Genomic DNA, 14282 nt, shown 5'->3' with positions numbered 1-14282 from the left:
GGCCAGCGGCTGCAACCCCGACGAGCTCGCCGCCGTCGACGCCCTGCTGGGCTGATCACGGCCGCCCCCTCACTCCACGAACAGCCTCCAGGAACGCCCGCCCGATCGCCGCGAACGCCTGGCGAACGCCCGGCAAACGCCGGGCGGTCCATGCTGGGATCACGCCCAGAGATCAGGAGGCATCCCATGGACCACCAGCCAGACCTTCCCCAGGCCGCCCTCGAGGCCCTGCAGGGCGCCATGCGTGGCCGCTTGCTGCGCCCCGGCCAGGAGGGCTACGAAGCGGCCCGCGCCGTCTGGAACGGCATGATCGACCGCCACCCCGGTGCCATCGCCCGCTGTATCGACGTCGCCGACGTCATGGCGGCGGTGCGCACGGCCAGCGAATACGACCTGCCGCTCGCCGTGCGGGGCGGCGGCCACAGCGCCAGCGGCCTGGCCATCTGCGACGGCGGCCTGGTGATCGATCTCTCGGCCCTGCGCGGCGTGCGGGTCGAACCCGCCGAGGGCAGCGTGCTGGTGGCGGGGGGCTGTACCCTGGGCGACGTGGACCACGCCACCCATCCCTTCGGGCTCGCCACCCCCTTCGGCATCATCTCCACCAGCGGCGTCGGCGGCCTCAGCCTGGGCGGCGGCCAAGGCTACCTCACCCGCCGCTACGGCCTGACCATCGACAACCTGCTGGCCGCGGACGTGGTGCTGGCCGATGGCAGTTTCGTGACCGCCAGCGCCGAGACCCACCCGGAGCTGTTCTGGGCCCTGCGCGGCGGCGGTGGCAACTTCGGGGTGGTGACCGCCTTCCGCTTCCGCTGCCATCCGGTGGCCCGGGTCATGGCCGGCCCGATCCTCTACGACCTGGAGGCCACCGGCGAGGTGCTGCGCTGGTTCCGGGATTTCATGCCGAGCGCACCGGAGAGCCTCAACGGCTTCTTCCTGGTCGGCACCGTCCCGCCGGCGCCCCCCTTCCCGGAGGCCCTGCATGGCCGCCATGTCTGCGGCATCGTCTGGTGCTACTGCGGCGACCAGGCGACGGCCGACAGCGTCCTGGCGCCGGTGCGCGCCTTTGGCCGGCCGCTGCTGGACGGCCTGCACGAGGTGCCCTTCCCGGCCCTGCAGTCGGTCTTCGACCCCCTCTACCCGCCCGGGCTGCACGCCTACTGGCGAGGCGACTTCTTCAACGCCATCACCGACGAGGCGATCGCCGTCCACGAGCGCTTCGCCGAGGTGCCCACCCCGCTCTCCGCCATGCACCTCTACCCCATCGACGGCGCGCCCCAGCGGGTGGACCCCGACGAGACCGCCTTCCACTTCCGGGAGGCCAACTGGAGCGCGGCGATCGTGGGCATCGATCCCGACCCGGCCAACGCCGACCGCATCCGCGACTGGGCCGTGCGCTACTGGGAGGCCCTGCACCCCAGCTCGGCCGGCGGCGCCTACGTGAATTTCATGATGGACGAAGGCCACGACCGGGTCCGCGCCAGCTACGGCGAGAACTATGCCCGCCTGGCGCGCCTCAAGGCGCGCTACGACCCGCATAACCTGTTCCGCCACAACCACAACATCCCGCCGGCCTCTCCGGCGTGATCACCGCGTCCGACGAGACGCAGGAGCACTGTCATGAAACCCCAAGCCCCCCATCCCCTGACCCTGCCCCTCGCCGCCCTTGCCCTCGGCGCCCTGGCGCTGGCCGCCCCGCCGCTGGCCGCGGGCGACGACCCGCCGCCCATCGCCGTGCAGGAGCTGACCGAGCGCAGCGCCATCATCGACGAGGTGAGCCTGGCGATCACGCTCGACGTCGAGGGCCGGGACCGCCAGGTCCTGGAGCTGCCCGAACCCGGTCGAGTCGCCATGGCCGAGATCACCGTCCAGCCGGGGGCCGCCTTTCCCTGGCACACCCACCCCGGTACGGTGATCGCCACCATTCGCCAGGGCACCCTGGTCTACGTCTATGCCGACGACTGCGTCGAACGCCCCTATGCGGCGGGCGAGCTGTTCATCGACCCCGGGTTCGACAATATCCACCGCGCCTTCAACCCCAGCGAGGAGGAGGCCGCCGTGGTGGTGGCGACCTTCTTCAACGCCCCCGAGGGCGAGAACGGCCAGGGCCTGACCCTGCCTCGCGAGCCCGAGCAGGACTGCCCCGGCCTGCCCATGGGCAGCGCCCACTGACACCGGGGCGGGAGCCGGTCAGCCGGGGCGCTGCCGGCTCCCGCCAGGCGAGAAGGCTCCGAGCACGGCCATGACCTGATCGGTCATTGCTGGGATCCGGCGACCGCCTTCAGCTCGGAGACCGCGAACTGGCGCCGCTGTGGCCGGCACCCGGCGAAGCCGTGGCGAAAGCACTGGGGTGAGGCGAATGGCTTGAAGCGAAAAAGAGCTGAGGCGAAAGGCGAAAGAGCCGGACGAGCAGCGTACCTCAGGACGTCTGTCCGGCCCGAAGTGGCATACACTATCAACATGGGCTGCAGGCGACACGGGCTGCAGGCGACATGGGCTGCAGGCGACACGGGCTGCAGGCGACACGGGCTGCAGGGCATTACTGGCCGCACGCAGGGCATCATGCGATGACCACACACGATCGAAGCGGCGTCATGGCGCCGCCGAACCGCTGCGACATCAAGGGCAGGCTTGTCTCGGTAAAGCCATCGGATCACTTCCCGAACAAGCAAGAGCTGACCTTCGAACTGCTCGACTCGCACTCCCGGGAAGGCCCTGACCTGGCGCATGGGAGAATCGGCACCACGGTGGAGGGGTTTACCTTCGATACGACAGCCGACCTCCACCGGGACCTTCTCTTCCTGGCAGAGGCCGAATACATTGGAGGGCCTCGGCAAGGGTTGTTCCAACTATCCCACCTGAGACCCACCAACGAATGAAGTGGCTGACTACAGCAGGTACAGACGGTACAGCTTGTCGCCGTCGGCATAGACGTTGACACTGCGGCTGTTGGCCTGCGCCTCGCACAGGGCCAGGAACAGATTGGTGACACCGTCCGCACTGCCCGACTCGACGCGGCGCCAGCCGAGATCCTGGATCCGTGCCCAGGCATTCTGCGAATGGCAGGTCGTATAGGTCTGCATGACTGCCTTGTTATTGTGCCATGCAGTGGCAGTCCCTCCCCCTACGTTGATATCTGCCGTTATCCTGTCCCCCACCCGCTGAATATTGGTGACCGAGACCCTGGAGTCCGTTCCATCATATGCCTTGCTGGCCGGGGTCGTATTGACCGTGAAGGCGTCGTTGCTGGCGGTGGGATAGGGATCCTCGGCATCCCCCGAGTTGGCGTTGCTATTGAGGTGGAACTGCCCATCGGCCTGCTCGATATCCACCAGGTAATGTGTCTCGTCGGTATTATTGGACTGATTGTCATCGACATGCTCGATGAGGCAACCCTCCCCGGGCAGGTGGCGGTCGAAACCGGTTTTCTGCCGATTGGACACGAGAAAGTACTCCTTGCTGCCAACGCTGCCGATGGGGAGGCGATAGACATCCGGTTGGCTGGCGTACGCCTGCAGGGAGACACTCTGTTGACCATCGAAGATGATGGTCGGCGTGACCCAGCCGGCCTTGAGCTTGCACCAGGCAGTGGGATGAGCAGGCGTATTCCCCCCGTCGTTCCAGCTTCCACCGGCCATCAGGTCCCACCGTCCCGTGCCACGCGAGGTGTAGTCGGTGTCGTAGAGGTCTGGCCACTGCATCAGCAGGTGGCCCAGCTCATGAGCCATGACGCCGACTCGCCCATCCTCGGGCGCCATGAAATAGTTGCGTACCTGCACCCCGTCAACATGCTTGGGCGCGATCCCCCACTTGTGGGACCAGATATCGCCGGTGTTGCCTGTCACTTCGCCACCCGACCCAGCGGCAATGATGACCAGGGCATCGACCACCCCGTCGCCGTCATTGTCATAGTGAGCAAAGTTCACGTGGGGGGCGGCGAGGTCCACGGCGTCCTCGACCAGCTTCTGGGCGTTCCGCGGATAGGAGCCGAAGCCATAGTCGCCATTGGTGTAGTAGGCCTTGGTGCGCGGGAGCCGATACCACCCCTGGGTAGCCCCACCGTTTCCACTGACTTCGCCGACGACATCGAGCTGGTTGTAGGACACCTCCCGGTAATAGTCGCGCATGCTGCCGGTAGCAAAGCTCCCGACCGAGAACAGCATGTCATGGTAGTGGCTCTGCGGCTGGCTCGCCGCCTTGTCGGAGAAGTCCACCAGCAATACCAGGGCACGACGTGTGCCGGTGATCGGTGCGAATTGCACGGCATGGGAGATCAGGGTATGCGACCGGGTCTTGGGAGGGCGGGTCAGAATACGCGTCACACTGCGCAGATCGAGCACATCAATCGTGGGTTCATCGGGAAGAGCGTGTCCGGCGAGCAGCTCCTGTCTGGAGCGAATGATGCGCTCTTCGAGTTCCGGTGACGGCGGGACGACACAACGCTGGTTACACATGAGGTACTCCTTTGAGTGATGCACGTCTCGACCATCGATACCCGCTCACCGGGGCCCGCTACTCGATCTCCTTGACGCGAAGCACGACACGGTCAGGATGACCGAAGGTCAGCACCGGGTAGCTCTGGACGGTAATCAGATCCCCCGGATCCAGTCGACCGTTACTGGCCAGGTCGACATGGGCGCGAACCGAATAGTGAGCTGCCGTGTCAACAGGCCCTCCTCGCAGGGTGAAGTCGAGGCGCGACTCCCTGCCCGCCTGATGCCGGATATTTGGTATCGACACCGCAGCCAAGGTGAGTGACGGCGCGTCCACACGGCCCACATCCTCGAGATAGACATGCAGCGTAGCGCCGGAAAAACTGGCGATTTCCTGCCCCAGGAGGAGCATGCCATGGACAAGCTGTATCGCGAGAGGCGACATCGCGTCTCGTCACTTCTTCTTCGACGACGTGGAGGCGTCGCCTCCCGTACGACCTTTCCTGGCCGTTGCCGGTGGCTCCTCGTCGATATCGCTCTGGGGAGGCGCATCCGGTGACTCGGGACCAGGCGGCCCTCCGGCACCGGTGGCAGCAGCGGAGCCCGCGGGTCCATCGTTATCCGGCCCTGGCGGCCCGCCACCTGTCACAGACAGGGCAGTGTCAACCTCCAGCGGTCCAGGAGGTGCCATCGACGAACTGACGGAGGCCGCCTCTCCAGCTTGCCTGTCATCGGGCGGTGGCGCCGATTCAGAGGCGATCATATCCGCCAGCACCTCCTCTGGACCCGGCGGCATATCGCCGGTCTCCGCCACAGTCAGTCCGCTTCCTCCACCATCCTCGGGCGGAGGGCCAGGATCCGCTGCTGCTCCGGAGGCAAGAACACCGCCACCCGCAGCGCCCTGGGGCCCTCCCCCCCCCGGGGTGAGATTGATAGTGATGTTGATCGTGTCGGGACACATGGATCTTCTCCTGTCTACGACGGCCTGGCCGTCATGCGGTGACGCTGGCGGGATGGAAGACACGAGTCAGTTCATGTAGGCGCGCTCGATCAGGTTGTTGACGATAAATACATTGACGGTCCGGTTGTTCGCCTTGGCCGCACTCAACAAGCAGAAGGTATTGGTCACGCCATCGGTCGCTCCCGTGCGAATCTGGCGCCAGCCGAGTCCCTGAAGACTTGCCCAGGCATTCTGCGAATGGTGGGTACTGTAGACTTGCTGGACGGTTATGCCGTTGCTCCACATGGTCGTCACTCCTCTTATCGGTTACTGCGGTCTGACTAGGGCCATCATGCCCCGCGAGCCCAGGCTCCTAGAGCAGGTACATGCGGTAAAGCTTTTCGCCATCCGCATAGACGTTGACATTCCGGTTATTGGCCCGCGCCTCGCACAGGGCCAGAAAAGTGCTGGTGATTCCATCCGCACTGCCGGTTTCTATCTTTCGCCAGCCCAGATCCTGAATCCGTGCCCAAGCGTTCTGTGCATGATAGGTGCTGTAGGTCTGCAACACGGCCTTGTTGTTGTGCCATGTCGTGTACATGGCATGGATCGTGGCGATATCGTTATCACTCAGGCCGTTTCTCTGACCGATGGCGATCCCCGGGGGAATAGTGGTGATGGTAGGTTGGCCATTGCTGGAGAAGGCGGTACTGGGATAGTGCATGATGGAGCCGTAATCATAGGGTCCGTAATCATCGCCATCGGTGATATGCTGATTGAAGTTGTGCTCTCGCCCTGACTGGATATTCTGCCAATGCACTACGATATGCTGATCGCGGTCCTCGCGACTCTGCTCGTGCCACAGCCCCAGCGCATGTCCGATTTCATGGATCGCATTGCCGGTACTACAGCCACTCGCCAGACTGAGATCCTGTCTCCCCCCCTGCATCCCGACATAGGACCAGCATCCAGATCCAGCCATGAAGTGAACATAGTTGGGATACTGACTTGCATTGCTGCTGGTGCGCAGTACGAAACGGATGTTGGTCCTCTGCTGCCAGTGCGCAATGGCATCGGTAATCCGGCTCTGATTCGGCATCGACGGGCTGATATCATAGGGAACCAAGGCATTGGGCCAACGATACTGGGCACCGGTGATGCCAACCCCTTTCTGGATCCCGGTATCGCCGACACTTTCCTGGCCGGAGCGAACGGCCCGCTCCCTGGCTTCCATCTGCTCCACGGTACCCAGGACGATACATCCCTCGAACACTGCTAGACCATCGACCACCGAATACTGAACTGGCTTGTTGTGAAAGGTCTCTCCTGAAACAAAACCCGTTCTTACATCATCGCTTCCCAACATTCCGAACTGGTAGTTTTCGCTATGATTTGCCATCGCCACCCGCCCCCTCACGAGTTAAACAGGTGAAACAACGCTCCATCTAAATGACCAAGCTCCCACATCAACATCCACCCAGGATGCCATAACCCATCAACAAGAAAACATCGACACAATAGCTTAGAACAACACACCCTGACCAGCACCATCAAGCTGCCAGTCACAAACCCCACCGCCTTTTTTATCAGAGTTACAGCGGTCGATTATCAGAAATCAGTATAGGTTCAACGCCTCCTCCTGCAGGAAAAAAAACCTACAGCAACATCAAAGATGATAGTGACACTCTATATCAGAAAAGCCATACTGACTTAACCGATATAATCAAAGACCATTCGTTCATGTAATAGCCAACCCTAACTCCCGCTGTTGGGTGGAACGACACGCCTCAAGCAATGTGCGACTGTTATGATGGCCATGGTTGGCTGCATCACGGCGGCTCATCGCGCATGATGCGTCGTGACAACTGGAGAACGCGATGCCCACCGACGCCAATGCTTTCCAGCCCGCCCTGGCCCGGGCCTGGTTGACCCGCCCCGAGGTGCTGTTTCTCGACGAGCCCACCTCCGCACTGGACCCGGCAGCGATCCGCGCCGTGGAAGCCGCCGTGCTCGACTTCCACGCCCGCGGCGCGCGTATCGTGATGACCACCCACGACCCCAATCAGGGCTCAGGCTGCTCTTCGCCGGCGACGCGGCGCTGTTCAACCAGCACGGCAGCCTCCTGATCGACCCCGAGCGCCACCCGCACCTCAGGCACGAGCTGGCCGAACAGTGGCACCGCTGGCTGCTCTCCCCCGAGGGGCAGCGGGCCATCGGCGACTACGAGGTCAAGGGTGAGCCGATCTTCTTTCCCAACAGTCAGCCCGAGTCGAGCCGGCGCCGCGACCAGCCCTTCGTGGCCATCAACTGCGCGGCGATGCCGGAGTCGCTGATCGAGAGCGAGCTGTTCGGCTACGAGCCCGGCAGCTTCACCGGTGCCCGCAGCAAGGGGATGAAGGGCCTGATCGCCCAGGCCGACGGCGGCACCCTGTTCCTCGACGAGATCGGCGACATGCCGCTGCAGCTGCAGACCCGCCTGATGCGGGTCCTGGCCGAGCAGGAGGTGCTGCCCATCGGCGCCAGCCGCCCCGTCAAGGTGGACCTGCGGGTGGTGGCCGCCACCCACCGCGACCTCCGCGAGCTGATCGCCACGGGCCGCTTCCGCGAGGACCTCTTCTATCGCCTGAACGGCGCCAGCCTGCGCCTGCCGCCGCTGCGCGAGCGGGCCGACAAGGGCTACCTGATCCGCCAGATCTTCGCCGAACTCAACCGCGAGCGCGGCGGCCGGGCCCGGCTGCGCGGCGACGCCCCCTGGAGCAGGACCTGCTCTACCGGGCACTCTGCCGGCAACAGTGGAATATCAGCGCCGTGGCCCGAGAACTGGGGCTGTCGCGCCCCACCATCTACCGGCGCATGAAGCGACTGGGCATCGTCCCGCCCAACCAGCAAGACGCCTGGTGATCCCGCGGCACAGCTTTACCGTGCATCTCACCCTACACGCTCTCGCCCCGGGGGTTCGCAGGCCTCCCCCAGCCCCTCCTCCCCCCCCTACGTAGGGAGGGAGGAGAAACCCGGCGTAATACCTAAAACCCACCGACCAACGTTGCCGCCTCGACTAATATCACCCTGCTTAATCCCCTAATCTAGGAATTACTATGAATAGACAGGGAAATCTGCGTCCCTTATATCGCGCCTTGTACGGCATCGTCCTAACCACAGGATTGCCCCTGACCGGAGCCTCGACGCTCGCACTGGCTGCACATACCGTCGACCCGGACACCGTGACACTGGTTGGCAGCTTGCAGAGCGAGCTGGGCTGCGCAGGTGATTGGCAGCCCGAATGCGTCGCGACGACCCTGAGCTCCGATGCCAGCGATGGCGTCTGGCAGGGCAGCTTCGACCTCCCGGCCGGCAATTGGGAGTACAAGGTCGTCCTCAATGGCGACTGGAACGACAACTACGGCGCCGACGGGGAGGCGGACGGTTCGAATATCGCGCTGAACCTTGCCCAGCCGACCACCGTCACCTTTGTCTACGACCCTGCCACCCATGAGATCACCAACGATGACCTGGTATCGGTCGGTAATCTGGGCCTGGCCCGGGCCCACTGGCTGGCCGAGGATACCATCGCCTGGGAGGCGCCCGTGGATGCCGCGGTGACGTTGCACCACGACGCCGACGCCAACCTGACACTGGGGCAGGACGGTGTCAGCGGTGGCCAGGAACTCTCTCTGACCCATGATCCCGCCGGGCTGGAGCCGGTCCTCGCGACCCAGTATCCGCATCTGGCAGGACTGCCGGTGTTCAGGATCGACCCGGCTGCCCTGCCCAGGGTGCCGTCGCTGCTCAAGGGCCAGATTGCCGTCTCCGCCACCGATGGCGACGGCAATCTACTCGACGCCACGGCGCTCCAGATCCCCGGCGTGCTGGATGATCTCTTTCCCTACGGCGGCGAGCTGGGAGTGAGCTTCGATGACGGCATACCGACACTCAGGCTATGGGCGCCGACGGCCCAATCCGTCACCCTGCAACTGTTTACGGATGCCGATCCCGCCACCACCGCCACCGCCCTGCCGATGACCCAGGACCCCGCCACCGGCGTCTGGAGCATCACCGGCGACGCCAGCTGGGACCGCCAGTATTATCTCTACGAGGTGGAGGTCTTCGCCCGCTCCACCGGCCGGGTGGAACGCAACCGGGTGACCGATCCCTATTCTCACGGTCTGGCCGCCAACAGCAGCCGAAGCCATATCGTCAACCTGGACGACGCGGACCTGCAACCCGAAGGCTGGGAGACCCTGGCCAAGCCTGACTTGGCGACCCCGAATGACATCGTGATCTATGAACTTCATGTCCGCGATTTCAGCATCGGCGACCCCACGGTGGCCGAGCCCCTTCGCGGCACTTACCGGGCATTCACCGAAACCGACTCCGCCGGCATGCAGCATTTGCAGGCGCTGGCCCAGGTCGGGCTGACCCATATCCATCTGCTGCCGACCAATGACTGTGCCTCCATTCCCGAGCGGAGAGCCGAGCAACAGGAACCGGAGGGGGATCTTGCTCAGTTCCCGTCCGATTCCGCAGTACAGCAGAAACGGGTGGCGGCCGTGCAGGACCAAGATGGCTTCAACTGGTGTTACGACCCCTTCCATTACACGGTGCCCGAAGGCAGTTACGCCACCGCCCCCGATAGCGAGACCCGCATCCGGGAATTTCGCGAGATGGTCAGGGCCCTGAACGACGCCAACCTCAACGTGGTGATCGACGTGGTCTACAATCACACGCCTGCGGCCGGTCAGGCACAGAAGTCGGTGCTGGACCAGATCGTGCCCGGCTATTATCAACGCCTGGACGCCGACGGCGCCGTGGAGACCAGCAGCTGTTGCCCCAACACCGCCAGCGAGCATGCCATGATGGAAAAGCTGATGGTGGATTCCCTGGTTACCTGGGCCAAGGACTACAAGGTGGACGGCTTCCGCTTTGACCTGATGGGCCATCACATGAAGGACCACCTGCTCCGGGCGCGCGACACCCTGCGGGCCCTGACCCCGGCCGCTGACGGGGTGGACGGTGAGCGGATTTATCTCTACGGAGAGGGGTGGAATTTCGGCGAGGTGGCCGATAACGCCCGGGGTGTCAACGCCACCCAGCTCAATATGGCCGGCACCGGCATCGGCACGTTCAACGACCGCATCCGCGATGCCATCCGCGGCGGCGGCCCCTTCGATGACGCCACCGGCGTCGTCGAGCACCAGGGCTTCATCAATGGCCTGTTCTATGATCCCAATGAGGTCAACTCGGGCAGTCCCGACGAACGAGACGCGTTGCTGCTCGCCGCCGACCAACTGCGCGTGGGCCTGGCCGGCAACCTAGCGGACTATCCTTTCGTTGATCGTAACGGCGATCGGGTCACCGGTAGCGAGGTGGACTATAACGGTGCACCGGCCGGTTATACCGCCGCTCCCCAGGAGGCCATCAACTACGCCGCCTCACACGACAACGAGACGCTGTTCGACATCAACCAGTTCAAGGCGCCTCGGGCGACCTCCATGGCGGACAGGGTGCGCATCCAGAATATGGGCAACAGCTTCATTGCCCTGGGCCAGGGCATCCCGTTCTTCCACGCCGGCCAGGACATGCTGCGCTCCAAGTCCCTGGACCGCAACAGCTATAACTCCGGGGACTGGTTCAATGTGCTGGACTTCAGCTACCGGGACAACGGCTGGGGCCGAGGCCTGCCTCGCGAGGAGTATAACGGGGACAAATGGACCGTCATGGCGCCCTTGCTGGCGGACCCGGCGCTCAAACCGGAACGGCCCTCCATCCTGGCGACCGTCAGGCATTTCCGGGAAGTCCTGGAGATTCGCCAGAGTTCCCCCCTGTTCCGGCTGCCCACGGCAGCGGCCGTCGAGGAACACCTGAGCTTCCTGAACACCGGTCCGTCCCAGATCCCGGGATTGATCGCCATGCGCCTGTCCGATCCTACCGGCGCGGTGGACCCGGCAGTCCAGGAGCTGGTCGTACTGTTCAACGCCAACGATCAGGCGGTAGAGTTCAATGCCCCCGAGTTCCAGGGCCAGCGCTTCAGACTGCACCCGGTACTGGCCGACTCAGCCGACCCGCTGGTCAGGAACGCGACCTTTGCTGCCGCCACTGGAACCTTCGCGGTACCGGGCCGGACCACGGCGGTGTTCCGGCTCCTGGCCAGCGAAGAGCATTGATGAACCACTAGCCCGGATATTTCATCAGGCATGAAAAAGGCGGCTGAAAATCGGTTATGATTCAAGGGCCTAACCCAGAATCAACCGCAACAGCCGCCTTGACGAAATGTACCACGCCGACCGCTTCCTTTCCACGCTGTAAAGGCCACCGGGTCACCGTCGGTTTCGACGGTGGCGAGATCACCTCCGATGGCGGTGCCCTGCTGCTTCGCCAACTGGATCGTGAAATGGGGCTGACCCGCACCAACGCGCGCCGCCTCTATGGCGCCAACGTGCTCGATTTCGAGTTCCTGAGCGACAACGACCTCGACACCATGCGCGAGGACATCGTGAAGCTGCTGGAGATGCGCAAGCAATTCGCCAGCGGCGAACAGGTCGTCACCTATGAGGACCCCAACACCGAAACAGAGTCATAGACAGCACATGTCCGCCCTTACCCAAGGCCATCAGTCTGCCGCTGGTCCTGACGACCTTGGGTAAGTGCGACCCTCGGCGTCGCCCCGAGCGTCACGCCAGGCGCCGCCCCTCGTCATGGGGGCGGCGATGCCGGTATGCTGATCGGGAGCCCCGGCCAGCGCCGGGCATGATGGCTGCCGCGCAGGAGAGCCGATGGCCCAGCAGAACGCCTTCCTCGATGCCTTCGCCCTGATTCTCGGTGGCGATCCCACCCTGCTCGGCATCGTCGCGCTCTCTCTGCAGGTGTCGTTCTCGGCGGCGCTGCTGGCCGCGCTGGTCGGCCTGCCCCTGGGCGCGGCCCTGGCGCTGTGGCACTTCCCGGGCCGCGGGCTGGTGATCGTACTGCTCAACGCCCTGATGGGCCTGCCGCCGGTGGTGGCGGGCCTGGCCGTCTACCTGCTGCTCTCCCGGGCCGGGCCGCTGGGGCAGTTCGGGCTGCTGTTCACCCCCGGCGCCATGGTCATCGCCCAGATGCTGCTGGTGCTGCCGATCATCGCCGCCCTGACCCGCCAGCAGATCGAGGAGCTGCACGCCGAGTATCGCGAGCAACTGCAGTCGCTGGGGCTGTCGCGGCTGCGCCGCATCCCCACCCTGCTGTGGGACGCCCGCTTCGGCCTGCTCACCGTACTGCTGGCCGGCTTCGGGCGTGCCAGCGCCGAGGTGGGCGCGGTGATGATCGTCGGCGGCAACATCGAGGGCGTGACCCGGGTGATGACCACCGCCATCGTGCTGGAGACCGGCAAGGGCAACCTGGCCCTGGCCCTGGGGCTCGGCCTGGTGCTGCTGGTGCTGGTGGCGCTGGTGAACGCCGCCGCCCACCTGGTCAGCGAAACGGCCAGAAGGCGGCTGGGATGAACGACATGCTGCGGCCCGCGCCCCGGCTGGCGACGATTCCGGCCCAGCACTTCGAGGTCGTGAGCCTCGAGTACCGTGGCCAGCGGGTACTGGACGACATCACCCTGAGCCTCGAGGGCTGTCGCCGCACCCTGGTGATGGGCCCCAACGGCGCCGGCAAGAGCCTGCTGCTGCGCCTGGCCCATGGCCTGCTCGCCCCCGGCGCCGGCCGCATCCGTTGGGAGGGCGAGGCACCCCGCCAGGCCATGGTCTTCCAGCGTCCGGTGCTGCTGCGCCGCTCGGCGCTGGCCAACCTCACCCATGCCCTGGCGGTACGGGGCACCCCCCGGCGCTACCGTCGCGCCCAGGCCCTGGAGGCGCTGGAACACTTCGGCCTGATGAGCCTGGCCCAGCGCCCCGCCCGGGTGCTCTCCGGCGGCGAGCAGCAGCGCCTGGCCCTGGCCCGCGCCTGGCTGCTGCACCCCAGGGTGCTGTTCCTCGACGAGCCCACCTCGGCCCTGGACCCGGCCGCCATCCAGGCGGTGGAGAGCGCCGTGCTCGACTTCCACCGCCGCGGCACCCGCATCCTGATGACCACCCACGATCTCCAGCAGGCCCGGCGCCTGGCCGACGAGGTAGTCCTGCTCAGCGCCGGTCGCCTGATCGAGCACAGCCCCGTCGAGCGCTTCTTCCGGGAGCCGCGCAGCGACGAGGCTCGAGCCTTCATCCGCGGCGAACGCATCTGGTGACCCTGCCGAGGATGCCCATGACCCGACTCGTCCTGCTCCGCATGCTGCCGCTCTGCCTCGCCCTTCTCGCCGCGCCGGCCCAGGCCGAACGCCGCCATATCCTCCTCGCCTCCACCACCTCCACCGAGCAGTCCGGGCTCTTCGCCCACCTGCTGCCGCGCTTCCACGCGGCCACCGGCATCGCGGTCCGGGTGGTGGCCGTGGGCACCGGCCAGGCCTTCGCGATCGCCCGGCGCGGCGACGCCGATGCCCTGCTGGTCCACGACCCCGAGGGCGAGGAGGCCTTCGTCGCCGACGGCTACGCCACCGAACGCGCCGATGTGATGGTCAACGACTTCGTGATCATCGGCCCCGCCGAGGATCCGGCCGGCATCGCCACCGCCGAGTCGGCGACCGAGGCCTTCGCGCGGATCGCCGACGCCGCGGCCCCCTTCGCCTCCCGCGGCGACGACAGCGGCACCCACCGCGCCGAACGGCGCCTCTGGGAGGCCACGGGGATCGCCCCCGCCGCCCCCTGGTACCGCGAGCTGGGCAGCGGCATGGGCCCGACGCTCAACACCGCCGCGGCCATGGACGCCTATGTGATGAGCGACCGCGCCACCTGGACCACCTTCGCCAACCGCCAGAGCCTGGTGCTGCTCTTCGCCGGCGACGCGGCGCTGTTCAACCAGTACGGCAGCCTCCTGATCGACCCCGAGCGCCACCCGCACCT

Annotated in this window: 13 protein-coding genes and 1 pseudogene; 10 read left to right on the top strand and 4 right to left on the bottom strand. The window is 65.4% G+C overall.

Annotated elements, in window-relative coordinates; translation table 11 throughout:
- Window positions 1–186: 186 nt before the first annotated feature.
- From J5F18_RS10700 to J5F18_RS10690, 3 genes are all read left to right on the top strand, one after another.
- On the top strand, window positions 187–1584 hold the full coding sequence (locus J5F18_RS10700) for an FAD-binding oxidoreductase (RefSeq protein WP_346298637.1): 1398 nt from the start codon (window positions 187–189) through the stop codon (window positions 1582–1584).
- Between the two features lie 33 nt (window positions 1585–1617).
- Window positions 1618–2169, top strand: coding sequence for a cupin domain-containing protein (locus J5F18_RS10695; RefSeq protein WP_346298636.1), 552 nt, complete (start codon window positions 1618–1620; stop codon window positions 2167–2169).
- A gap of 395 nt (window positions 2170–2564) precedes the next feature.
- The gene (locus J5F18_RS10690; RefSeq protein ID WP_346298635.1) at window positions 2565–2876 is read left to right on the top strand and encodes a hypothetical protein; all 312 of its coding nucleotides are present in this window, start codon (window positions 2565–2567) and stop codon (window positions 2874–2876) included.
- Window positions 2877–2885: 9 nt separating this feature from the next.
- On the opposite strand, the gene J5F18_RS10685 is transcribed toward J5F18_RS10690, so the two are convergent.
- The 4 genes from J5F18_RS10685 to legP all read right to left on the bottom strand — a co-directional run bounded on the left by J5F18_RS10685 (window position 2886) and on the right by legP (window position 6769).
- A complete protein-coding gene (locus tag J5F18_RS10685) occupies window positions 2886–4451 on the bottom strand; it encodes a M6 family metalloprotease domain-containing protein (RefSeq protein ID WP_346298634.1) in 1566 nt (521 codons plus the stop codon).
- A gap of 58 nt (window positions 4452–4509) precedes the next feature.
- Complete coding sequence (locus J5F18_RS10680) at window positions 4510–4875, bottom strand: YbaY family lipoprotein (protein WP_346298633.1); 366 nt, start codon at window positions 4873–4875, stop codon at window positions 4510–4512.
- A gap of 582 nt (window positions 4876–5457) precedes the next feature.
- Window positions 5458–5676 (bottom strand): hypothetical protein, encoded by a 219-nt coding sequence (locus J5F18_RS10675; RefSeq protein ID WP_346298632.1) that lies wholly within the window; start codon window positions 5674–5676, stop codon window positions 5458–5460.
- Between the two features lie 67 nt (window positions 5677–5743).
- Window positions 5744–6769: a Dot/Icm T4SS effector Zinc-dependent metalloprotease LegP gene (gene legP, locus J5F18_RS10670; protein WP_346298631.1), complete on the bottom strand. Its 1026-nt coding sequence runs from the start codon at window positions 6767–6769 to the stop codon at window positions 5744–5746.
- Between the two features lie 478 nt (window positions 6770–7247).
- Between legP and J5F18_RS10665 the strand changes: the two genes are divergently transcribed.
- The 7 genes and pseudogenes from J5F18_RS10665 to J5F18_RS10635 form a co-directional block, all read left to right on the top strand.
- Window positions 7248–7496, top strand: a complete 249-nt coding sequence (locus J5F18_RS10665; RefSeq protein ID WP_346302214.1) for an ABC transporter ATP-binding protein — start codon at window positions 7248–7250, stop codon at window positions 7494–7496.
- A 161-nt stretch (window positions 7497–7657) separates the two neighbouring features.
- A pseudogene (locus tag J5F18_RS10660) lies at window positions 7658–8271 on the top strand (sigma 54-interacting transcriptional regulator); the annotation flags it as partial.
- Window positions 8272–8465: 194 nt separating this feature from the next.
- Complete coding sequence (gene pulA, locus J5F18_RS10655) at window positions 8466–11531, top strand: pullulanase-type alpha-1,6-glucosidase (protein ID WP_346298630.1); 3066 nt, start codon at window positions 8466–8468, stop codon at window positions 11529–11531.
- Window positions 11532–11629: 98 nt separating this feature from the next.
- Window positions 11630–11947, top strand: coding sequence for a hypothetical protein (locus J5F18_RS10650; protein ID WP_346298629.1), 318 nt, complete (start codon window positions 11630–11632; stop codon window positions 11945–11947).
- A 193-nt stretch (window positions 11948–12140) separates the two neighbouring features.
- Window positions 12141–12842, top strand: coding sequence for an ABC transporter permease (locus tag J5F18_RS10645; RefSeq protein WP_346298628.1), 702 nt, complete (start codon window positions 12141–12143; stop codon window positions 12840–12842).
- Complete coding sequence (locus J5F18_RS10640; RefSeq protein ID WP_346298627.1) at window positions 12839–13570, top strand: ATP-binding cassette domain-containing protein; 732 nt, start codon at window positions 12839–12841, stop codon at window positions 13568–13570. Before J5F18_RS10645 ends, J5F18_RS10640 begins: the two co-directional genes overlap by 4 nt.
- Window positions 13571–13587: 17 nt before the next feature.
- Window positions 13588–14282 (top strand): substrate-binding domain-containing protein (locus tag J5F18_RS10635; RefSeq protein ID WP_346298626.1); only part of this gene is annotated, 695 nt, incomplete at its 3' end.

The organism is Halomonas sp. BM-2019 (assembly GCF_017584085.1).
Note: the sequence above shows the minus strand (reverse complement) of the source record. Positions and strands in the feature narration are given on the sequence as shown.

Excerpts from the sequence above, each read along its gene's own strand:
- J5F18_RS10700 (WP_346298637.1), top strand. The coding sequence starts at position 187 with ATGGACCACCAGCCAGACCTTCCCCAGGCCGCCCTCGAGGCCCTGCAG.
- J5F18_RS10695 (WP_346298636.1), top strand. The coding sequence starts at position 1,618 with ATGAAACCCCAAGCCCCCCATCCCCTGACCCTGCCCCTCGCCGCCCTT.
- J5F18_RS10690 (WP_346298635.1), top strand. The coding sequence starts at position 2,565 with ATGACCACACACGATCGAAGCGGCGTCATGGCGCCGCCGAACCGCTGC.
- J5F18_RS10685 (WP_346298634.1), bottom strand. The coding sequence starts at position 4,451 with ATGTGTAACCAGCGTTGTGTCGTCCCGCCGTCACCGGAACTCGAAGAG.
- J5F18_RS10680 (WP_346298633.1), bottom strand. The coding sequence starts at position 4,875 with ATGTCGCCTCTCGCGATACAGCTTGTCCATGGCATGCTCCTCCTGGGG.
- J5F18_RS10675 (WP_346298632.1), bottom strand. The coding sequence starts at position 5,676 with ATGTGGAGCAACGGCATAACCGTCCAGCAAGTCTACAGTACCCACCAT.
- legP (WP_346298631.1), bottom strand. The coding sequence starts at position 6,769 with ATGGCAAATCATAGCGAAAACTACCAGTTCGGAATGTTGGGAAGCGAT.
- J5F18_RS10665 (WP_346302214.1), top strand. The coding sequence starts at position 7,248 with ATGCCCACCGACGCCAATGCTTTCCAGCCCGCCCTGGCCCGGGCCTGG.
- pulA (WP_346298630.1), top strand. The coding sequence starts at position 8,466 with ATGAATAGACAGGGAAATCTGCGTCCCTTATATCGCGCCTTGTACGGC.
- J5F18_RS10645 (WP_346298628.1), top strand. The coding sequence starts at position 12,141 with ATGGCCCAGCAGAACGCCTTCCTCGATGCCTTCGCCCTGATTCTCGGT.
- J5F18_RS10640 (WP_346298627.1), top strand. The coding sequence starts at position 12,839 with ATGAACGACATGCTGCGGCCCGCGCCCCGGCTGGCGACGATTCCGGCC.